This is a genomic window from Arthrobacter sp. CAL618, assembly GCF_000468215.1.
Classification (GTDB): Bacteria; Actinomycetota; Actinomycetes; order Actinomycetales; family Micrococcaceae; genus Arthrobacter_D.
In genome coordinates, this window is record NZ_ASZW01000115.1 from 4943 (window position 1) to 12893 (window position 7951).

Annotated in this window: 8 protein-coding genes; 3 read left to right on the plus strand and 5 right to left on the minus strand. The window is 65.6% G+C overall.

Translation table 11 applies throughout. From position 1 onward, the window contains the following. Positions 1-1724 (minus strand): 4-alpha-glucanotransferase (gene malQ, locus K728_RS18750; protein ID WP_272944185.1); only part of this gene is annotated, 1724 nt, incomplete at its 3' end. 46 nt (positions 1725-1770) lie between these two features. Between malQ and K728_RS0107195 the strand changes: the two genes are divergently transcribed. Then, positions 1771-2055 carry an acylphosphatase gene (locus K728_RS0107195; protein ID WP_024476314.1) on the plus strand — a complete coding sequence of 95 codons (285 nt, stop codon included), beginning with the start codon at positions 1771-1773 and terminating at the stop codon, positions 2053-2055. A 54-nt stretch (positions 2056-2109) separates the two neighbouring features. On the opposite strand, the gene K728_RS0107200 is transcribed toward K728_RS0107195, so the two are convergent. Next, the gene (locus K728_RS0107200; RefSeq protein WP_019484118.1) at positions 2110-2658 is read right to left on the minus strand and encodes an acyl-CoA thioesterase; all 549 of its coding nucleotides are present in this window, start codon (positions 2656-2658) and stop codon (positions 2110-2112) included. Positions 2659-2790: 132 nt separating this feature from the next. Here K728_RS0107200 and K728_RS0107205 point away from each other — a divergent pair, with 132 nt between their 5' ends. Then, positions 2791-3531: a maleylpyruvate isomerase family mycothiol-dependent enzyme gene (locus tag K728_RS0107205; protein ID WP_019484117.1), complete on the plus strand. Its 741-nt coding sequence runs from the start codon at positions 2791-2793 to the stop codon at positions 3529-3531. A gap of 106 nt (positions 3532-3637) precedes the next feature. On the opposite strand, the gene K728_RS0107210 is transcribed toward K728_RS0107205, so the two are convergent. Beyond that, a complete protein-coding gene (locus tag K728_RS0107210) occupies positions 3638-4594 on the minus strand; it encodes a ribose-phosphate diphosphokinase (RefSeq protein WP_024476315.1) in 957 nt (318 codons plus the stop codon). A 156-nt stretch (positions 4595-4750) separates the two neighbouring features. Between K728_RS0107210 and K728_RS0107215 the strand changes: the two genes are divergently transcribed. Continuing rightward, positions 4751-6130 carry a short-chain fatty acid transporter gene (locus K728_RS0107215; protein WP_019484115.1) on the plus strand — a complete coding sequence of 460 codons (1380 nt, stop codon included), beginning with the start codon at positions 4751-4753 and terminating at the stop codon, positions 6128-6130. Here the strand turns inward: K728_RS0107215 and K728_RS0107220 are convergent. Continuing rightward, a complete protein-coding gene (locus K728_RS0107220; protein WP_019484114.1) occupies positions 6127-6966 on the minus strand; it encodes an SGNH/GDSL hydrolase family protein in 840 nt (279 codons plus the stop codon). The genes K728_RS0107215 and K728_RS0107220 overlap by 4 nt on opposite strands. Before the next feature lie 30 nt (positions 6967-6996). Further along, positions 6997-7951, minus strand: a 955-nt coding sequence (locus tag K728_RS0107225) for a glycosyltransferase family 4 protein (protein WP_443110941.1), incomplete at its 5' end; no start/stop codon positions are given.

Genomic DNA, 7951 nt, shown 5'->3' on the forward strand with positions numbered 1-7951 from the left:
GGCGGCAGGTCGTGGGTGGTGACGCTGGTCAGGCATGCCTGGCGGTAGCTTTCGGGACGGCGCGGGCCGTCGTCGTCGTGCTCGAACCAGAGGATCGAGGTGCCCAGGATGCCGCGCTCGGCCAGGTAGTCCTGCACCCCGGGCTCAAACACGCCGAGATCTTCGCCGATGACGACGGCGCCGGCCCGCTGCGCTTCGAGGGCCAGGATGCCGATGAGCGCCTCGTGGTCGTAATAGACGTAGGTGCCGTCGCCGGACCCGCCGCCGGCGGGGATCCACCAGAGGCGAAACAGGCCGAGGATGTGGTCCACGCGGATACCACCGGCGTGTTTGAGGACCGTGCGCAGCATGTCCCGATAGGCGGTGTACCCGGATTCGGCCAGGCGGCCAGGATGCCACGGCGGCTGGCTCCAGTCCTGGCCCTGCTGGTTGAACATGTCTGGTGGTGCGCCGACGCTAATCCCTTCCGCGAGGACGCTGCGCAGGGACCACGCGTCGGACCCGTGGGAGTGCACGCCGACGGCCAGGTCATGGATGATACCGATGGTCATCCCGGCGTCGAGCGCGCCCTGCTGCGTTGCGGCAAGCTGCTCATCGCAGAGCCATTGCAGCCAGAGGTAGAACCCGATCCGGTCCGCCAGGGCTACGCGCCGGGTGTCGAGGTAGGACTGGTCGTCCCATTCGGGTGCTCCCGCGGGCAGGGTTTCTGCGAGCGCGCACCAGAGGGCGAAGCTTTCCAGGCCCTCACCTTCCTGCGCCCGAAACTCATCGAAGGAACGTTGTCTTTCGTCGCTCAGTGGCACCTGGTGGATGCTCTCCAGCGCGCTGAGCTTCGCGGCGTAGCTGCTGTCCCGGTCCAGAATGTCAGCGTCGCTGTTGGCCTGCCGCAGGGTCACAGCATCGTGTTCGATGGCATCCCGCGCCCCGGCAGTCAACGCCGCGTACTCGGGGACGTTCTCCACCCGAAGATAAAGCGGGTTGAAGAAGCGCCGGGTAGACGGCAGATACGGTGAGGGTTCGACAGGAGGAGCGGGTTCGGCGGCATGCAAGGGGTTAATCAGCACAAACCCCGCCCCCCTGCTCGCCGAGAAGGCTGCCAGCTGACCCAAGTCAGCGATGTCCCCGACCCCCCACGAGTCCTTGGACCGCACCGAGTACAGCTGGGCCATCAGCCCCCAGGTTCGGTTGAGCCGCGCCGTGGTGTTCAGCCGCTGTGGAGTCACAACCAGTGTGCACTCTGCGACGGCGCCATCGGCCTGGACCGCGTGCAGGGTATGCCACCCGAGCGGCAAATCACCCGGGAGGGTGAGGTGCAGGCGTTCCAGGGGGACGCCGTCGATCTCTGACTGCTCAACGGCGCTGCCGGACAGCTCCAGTTCCCTCAGCTGTCCGTCTTCGAGCAAGAGGCGAATGGTCGGCCGGCTTCCCGCTGGGGTAATAATCGGAACGTCCTGGACCACCGTTTCCCGGCCGACGACGACGGGAGGGAGCGTCCGCCGCCAGGGAGCCGTTTCGGCGTCGTGCAGCGCCCGGACGGCGTCGTCGTTCGTTTCGCAGGCAACACCGAGCGCGCTCAGCACTTTCGTCAGGGTCTGCGGGCTGACACTCTTTTCCTGGCCGTCCCAGCCCCGGAACGCTGTGCCCACGCGGTGAGCCTCGGCGAGGCGGATCAGGAGGTCTGGCTCGGGTGGTCTGGACGTGCTGGATGTTTCGGTTGCAGGCATACCCTCAAACCTAGGGGGTTGAGAGGTGGTTCGCTACGCTGAACCGATGAATGAACAGCAGCAAACCCGGCTCACAGCGACCGTGACCGGAACCGTGCAGGGTGTCGGGTTCCGCTATTACACCCGCAAACGGGCTCTGGCGCTGGGGCTCTCAGGCATCGCCTCGAACCGGGCAGACGGGTCAGTGCTGATCGTGGCCGAGGGCGCCGACCGGGCGGTCCATGAACTGGCCTCCTGGCTTGGCTCCGCCGCCGCTCCCGGACGGGTGAACGACGTCGACGGGTCCTACGGTGCTCCGACCGGCGAGTTCACTGATTTCTCAACCGAATAAGTCCCGCTGGGCGGCCGGCTGGCACCTTCCGCGTGCGGGAAACTCGAACCAGGCCTACCGGACCCAGACGTGCGGGGCGGGGCGCCTGGTGCTGGGCAATGAGTTGTTCAGGCGCCACTCGTGGATCCATTCCGGCAGGACCAGGGCGGCAGGGGGCTGCCCCAGGGCGGCGAAAATGTCTTCGTTGCTGACCGGGCCGTTCTTGGAGACCAGCCGGGTGGCGATGACCGCCTTGGCGTAGATTTCGCCACCACTGACCATCCGCTGCTCGAAGTAGATGGCACGCTCGTCGAACCCGACAATGCGGGTCTCGATGGTGTACTGCTGACCCAGGGTCAGGGATTTGCGGAAGCTGATGGTCTCGCCGTTGGCTACCGGGCTCCAGCCCCTACGCCGCATCATTGACCAGGTGCCGCTGCGGATCATCAGGTCGAACCGGCCCAGGTCCATGAGGGAGAAATACATGCCGTTGTTGACATGCATTGCGATGTCAATGTCCGTGGGCAGGACGCGGAGCGGCAATGAAGACTCTCCCCAGATACTCAACTTTGGGCGGCGTCTGGAGGTGAACAGGGTCAGCAGGGTCCGAAACAGAAGGTGCATGAACCTATATTACCGGCCAGTAACATTCGGGATGCAAGCACGCGATGAGTCTTTGCGGCCGGACGAGCCCCGCACCGGTTCCTGGCCGCCGGGCTCACGGCCTTCCGCCGGCATTGTGCCTAGACTCGGGTAATGACAGCTCCGTATCCGTACGCCCTTCCCTTCGACCGGTACCGTGCGCTGCTGGCCCGCGACCACTCCCGGATGGTTGAGTTGGCACCCTCGGCCCTGATCTCTGCGGTATCCGCCTGCCCGGGCTGGACCGGGGAGGACCTGATTCGCCACACGGCGATGGTGTACCTTCACAAGTCCGAGTCCATCCGGACCGGTGCCAGGCCGACCGGGACCTGGCCGCCACCAGAGCTGGACCAGATGCAGCCGATCCCCGCGCTGCAACAGTGCTACGCGCGGCTGATGGACCAGTTCGATGCCCACGCACCAACGGATCCGGCTTTCACCTGGGTCAAGGACGACCAGACGGTCGGCTTCTGGATCCGCAGGCTCGCCCACGAAACGTCCATCCACCGCTATGACCTCGAATCCGCGCTGGGCCATCCCCACCCAATCGACCCCGACCTTGCGGTGGACGGCATCGATGAAATCCTCACCGTGATGCTCGTCCGGAGCAAGCCCGACGACGACGCCAGCGGCGCCACCATCACCCTGCGGAGCGCAGGACTAGCCTGGACCCTGGCTATCGCCCCGGACGTCGTCACCCTTGAACGCCAGGTCAGTGACCGGGCTGATGCCCAGATCAGCGGCAGGCCCGCCGAGTTGCTGCTCTGGCTCTGGGGCCGTGGACCACTGCCGGAAGGAAACCCGCAGAGCGGCGCGGCGGACGAACTCCGACGACGTCTGGCTTCAGCCACCTAGGGCAGCGACCCTGGGCCGCCACCTCACCGTAGTGATGCCGGAGGACGACCTGACAACGGCAACACCCCGACGGCTACCCCGGGTTCCGCCGCGACCGCGAACAACGTCAGACCCTGATGTCCTCTGACTGGAAGAGGGCGCTCACCGATTCTCCGGTGTGGATACGGCGGATCGCTTCGGCGAAGGCGTTGGCCACCGAAATGACTTTCAGTTTCGGATGAGCCTTGTCTTCCCCGATGGGAACGGTGTCGGTGCAGAGCACCTCAATGACGTCGTCGCGCTCGGCGATCCGCTCGACGGCTCCGTTGGAGAAGATGCCATGGGTGCAGACCACCCGCGCCTTCCGTGCTCCCATTTTCGCCAGGTGATCCAGCAACTCCAGAACGGTGCTGCCGTTGGCGATCTCGTCGTCAAGCACCACGATGTCTTTGTCTCTGACGTCGCCGATGATGGAGGTGATTCGGACTTGGTCATTCTCAAACCGTTCCTTGGCCCCGGCGGCGACCGGCGTGCCCAGCAGTCGGGAGAACGCGGTCGCGGCCTTCGCGTTGCCCAGATCAGGAGACACCACGATGGCGTTACTCAGGTCCAGGTCCTTGAAATGGGCGGCGAGTTCCCGCAGGGCGTGCAGCTGATCCACGGGAACGCCGAAGAACGCCTGCACCTGCGGCGCGTGCAGGGTCATGGTGAGGACCCGGGATGCGCCAGCGGTGGTGAGAAGATCCGCCACCAGCTTGCCGCCGATGGAGATGCGCGGTGCGTCCTTCTTGTCGGAACGCGCGTACGAATAGTGTGGCATCACGGCCGTGATGCGTCCCGCGGAGGCCCCGCGGGCGGCGTCGATCATCATGAGCAGCTCCATCAGGTTCTCCTGCACTGGCTTGACCAGCGGCTGCACAATGAATACGTCCCGTTCACGGCAGTTTTCCAGCAACTGCACTTCCAGGCAGTCGTTCGCGAAGCGCTGCAGCCGTGACGGGAGCAGCGGCACACCCAGGTGCCCGCAGATCTCCTCGGCGAATCCCCCACTTGCTTGTCCACTGAAAACAGCGATCTCTTTGATCAACGGCTTACCTTTCCACGGCAGTTGGTGGGGATGATGCTGTGGACACCATTGTCGTACAGATTGACCCGCGGCGGTTGCCGGTGAAGTAACGTTGGTGCCGGATCGGAGCCCTACCGAACCGACAATGACGTCTATTCACAGGAGAACCCAGCCATGCCGACCTCCGGTCCCCCAGCAAAACAAAAAACATCAGCGGTGTCGGCTGCGATGCGTCCGATCAACTCGGTGGTTGAACGCTTCCTCCCCAGCGCGCTGGTGTTCGCCGTCGTACTCAGCCTCGTCGTCGCTGTCGCCGCGCTGATTTTCACGGATGCGGGGCCGGTTGACGTCCTCAACGGGTGGGGCGACGGCCTGTCAGGGTTGCTCGCCTTTATGACCCAGATGGCTCTCATCCTGTTGCTCGGCCACGCGCTGGCCCACACCGGGCCGGTCCGGAAACTGCTGGCCCGTCTCGGCGGGATCCCCCGAAGCCCGATGCAGGCCTATGTTTTCGTGTTCGTGGTTGCCGCCACGGCGTCGCTGATCACCTGGGGGCTGGGCCTCGTCGTCGGCGGCCTGCTCGCCAAAGAGGTTGCCGCGCAGGCCCGCGAGCGCGGCATGGCACTGCATTTCCCGATGCTGGTCGCAGCAGGGTTCTCCGGTTTCGTGGTGTGGCATATGGGCTACTCGGGGTCCGGCCCCTTGACCGCGGCGACCGAGGGTTCATTCATCGCCGAGCAGCTCGGCACCACCATCCCCATCACCGAAACCACCTTCTCCTGGTGGAACATCACTGCCGCCATCGCCACGATTGTCCTGGTGAGCGCGGCCCTGGCACTGGTGTCTCCCCGCTCCGGGGACAGGATTTCCGAGCTGCAGGTCGACGCCCGGCACACCGATGACGTCGCGCTGAACGACGACGTCGTCACCCCCGCCGACCGCATCGACGCCAGCCGTATCCTCACCACGTTGTTGGGCATGGCGCTGGTTGCCTACCTGGTGGTCCACTATGTGCAGGGCGGCACCGCCACCCTGGACATCGTCAATTGGACGTTCCTCGCCCTGCTATTCCTCCTGGTCCGCAGCCCCTTCGAGCTGATCGCGCTGACCAAGAACGCTGCGTCAAACGTCGGCGAAATTCTTCTCCAGTTCCCTCTCTACGCCGGAATCATGGGCATCATGACGACGACGGGCCTCATCAACGTGGTTTCGGACGCGTTCGTGAGCATCGCCAACCCCACCACGTTTGGTTTGTTCGCCCTGCTCTCCGCAGGGTTGGTGAACTTTTTCGTACCATCAGGTGGCGGACAGTTCGCGGTGCAGGCACCGATCATGCTCGACGCAGCCGAACGGCTGGGCGTAGACCCCGCAGTAGCGATCATGGCCGTGTCCTACGGCGACCAGTGGACCAATATGATCCAGCCCTTCTGGGCCCTGCCGCTGCTGGCGATCGCTGGCCTGAAGATGCGCGACATCCTGGGCTACACCATGGTTACCCTGATCGTCTCAGGTGTGGTGTTCGCCGGGATCCTGCTGATTGTGGGGGCAAGCTAGGGCACGCCGGGACCGCCCAGCACCGCAGGCAGGCCCTGGTCCTTCACGAGGCGGCGAAGCCCGCCTTTCGGTGGCACCACCACCGGGGTGGGCCAGCGCGGGGGCAGGTTGTCCCCGAGGGTGACCCGGCGGATCTTGCGCCCCGCCAATGGCAGCACCCAGTCGTGGATCCATCGGCGCTGGGCGCGTTCCCACTCCCTGAATGTCCTTGGGACCGCTGGCTCCCAGTCCTTCAGTTTCACTGAGTGCTGCACCTCCAGGAGGTCCAGCACTCGGGTGGCCATGTATTTGTGGCCAGCCTTCGACATGTGCAGCCGATCCGGCCCCCACATGCGCCGGTCCTCATAGGCTTCGAAGCCCCAGTAATCCACCAGGTCCGCGCCGTACCGGTCCGCGATCTGGCGGACGCCGTCGTTATAGAGCTGGTGGCGCTTGCGCAGCAGCCGGAGCGCGGGGGACACATCGACGTCGTACCCCGTGAACAGGAGCACCCTGGCCCCGGTCGCCGCCAACGGTGCCACCAGCTCCTCGTACGCCGTGAGGAGGAGCGGCACCGAGGTTCCGGCGTCGAGAATGTCATTGCCTCCGGCGTAGAGGGTGATCAAGGTGGGGCGCAGTGCCAGCGCTGGTTCCAGTTGCTCGGCGGTGATGTGGCGCAGTCGTTTGCTGCGCACCGCCAGGTTTGCGTATTCCCATCCCGGCTGGTCCTTCGCCAGCCGTTCGGCCACCCGGTCGGCCCAGCCGCGGACGCCGTTGGGCAGGTGTTTGCTCGGATCCCCCACCCCCTCGGTGAAGGAATCGCCGAGCGCCACGTACCGCCGTGTGCGCTCGCTCATACCGCGGTGGCGGCTACACCGCCCTGTGCCTCAGAGACGAAGCAGCGCATGTTCCTCCATGACCTCTTCATAGTGCTGGACCAACAGCTCGCAGAGCACCGGCCAGGTGCGGCCCTGCACGCTCGCGAAGGCGGCCTCCGCGAACGCCTGACGTTTCGCGTCATCCCCGATCAGGTCCATCACCTGGCCGCGCATCTGGTCCAGGTTGCCGGCCGTATAGAGCCAACCGGTACGGGAGATATCGACGAGGTCCAGGGGTCCGCCCCGGCCGGTGGCAACGACCGGCACGCCGGAGGCCATGGCCTCCTGGATGGTCTGGCAGAAGGTTTCGAGTTCGCCGGGGTGCACAAAGAGGTCAAGGCTGGCGACGGCTGCTGCCAGTTCCTCCCCACCGAGGAACCCCGTGAAGACCGCGTTCGGGAGGGCCTCCTCCAGGGCGCCCCGCAGGGGGCCATCGCCGATGATCACCAGTCGGGTGTTTTCGATATCAGCCAGGACCCGCAGATCCTCAACCTGCTTCTCGGCGGCGAGCCGGCCAACGTACCCGATCAGGCGTTCCCCTCCGGGGGCGAGCACCGACCGCAGTTTGTGGTCCCGCCGACCGGGGTGGAACCGTCGCGTATCGACCCCCCTCCGCCACAGATGCACCCGCGGAATACCGTGCCCGCGCAGCTGGTCGACAGCTGAGGTGGACGGCGCCAGGGTGCGGGCGGCGCCTGAGTGAATGTTCTCCACCCGCTGCCACGCCCAATTGGCGAGGAATGGGACACCGTAGCGGGCGGCGTAGCCGGGGACATCAGTCTGGTAGACGGCAACCACGGGAATGCCAAGCTGCTCGGCAGCACGCACCGCCCGCCACCCCAGCTCAAAGGGCGAAGCGAGGTGGATGATGTCCGGTGCGAAGTCCGCCAGAATATTGCGTACCCGGGTGACACCGCCCAGCGCCACCCGAACGCTCCCGTACCCGGCCAGGGGCACGGCGGGC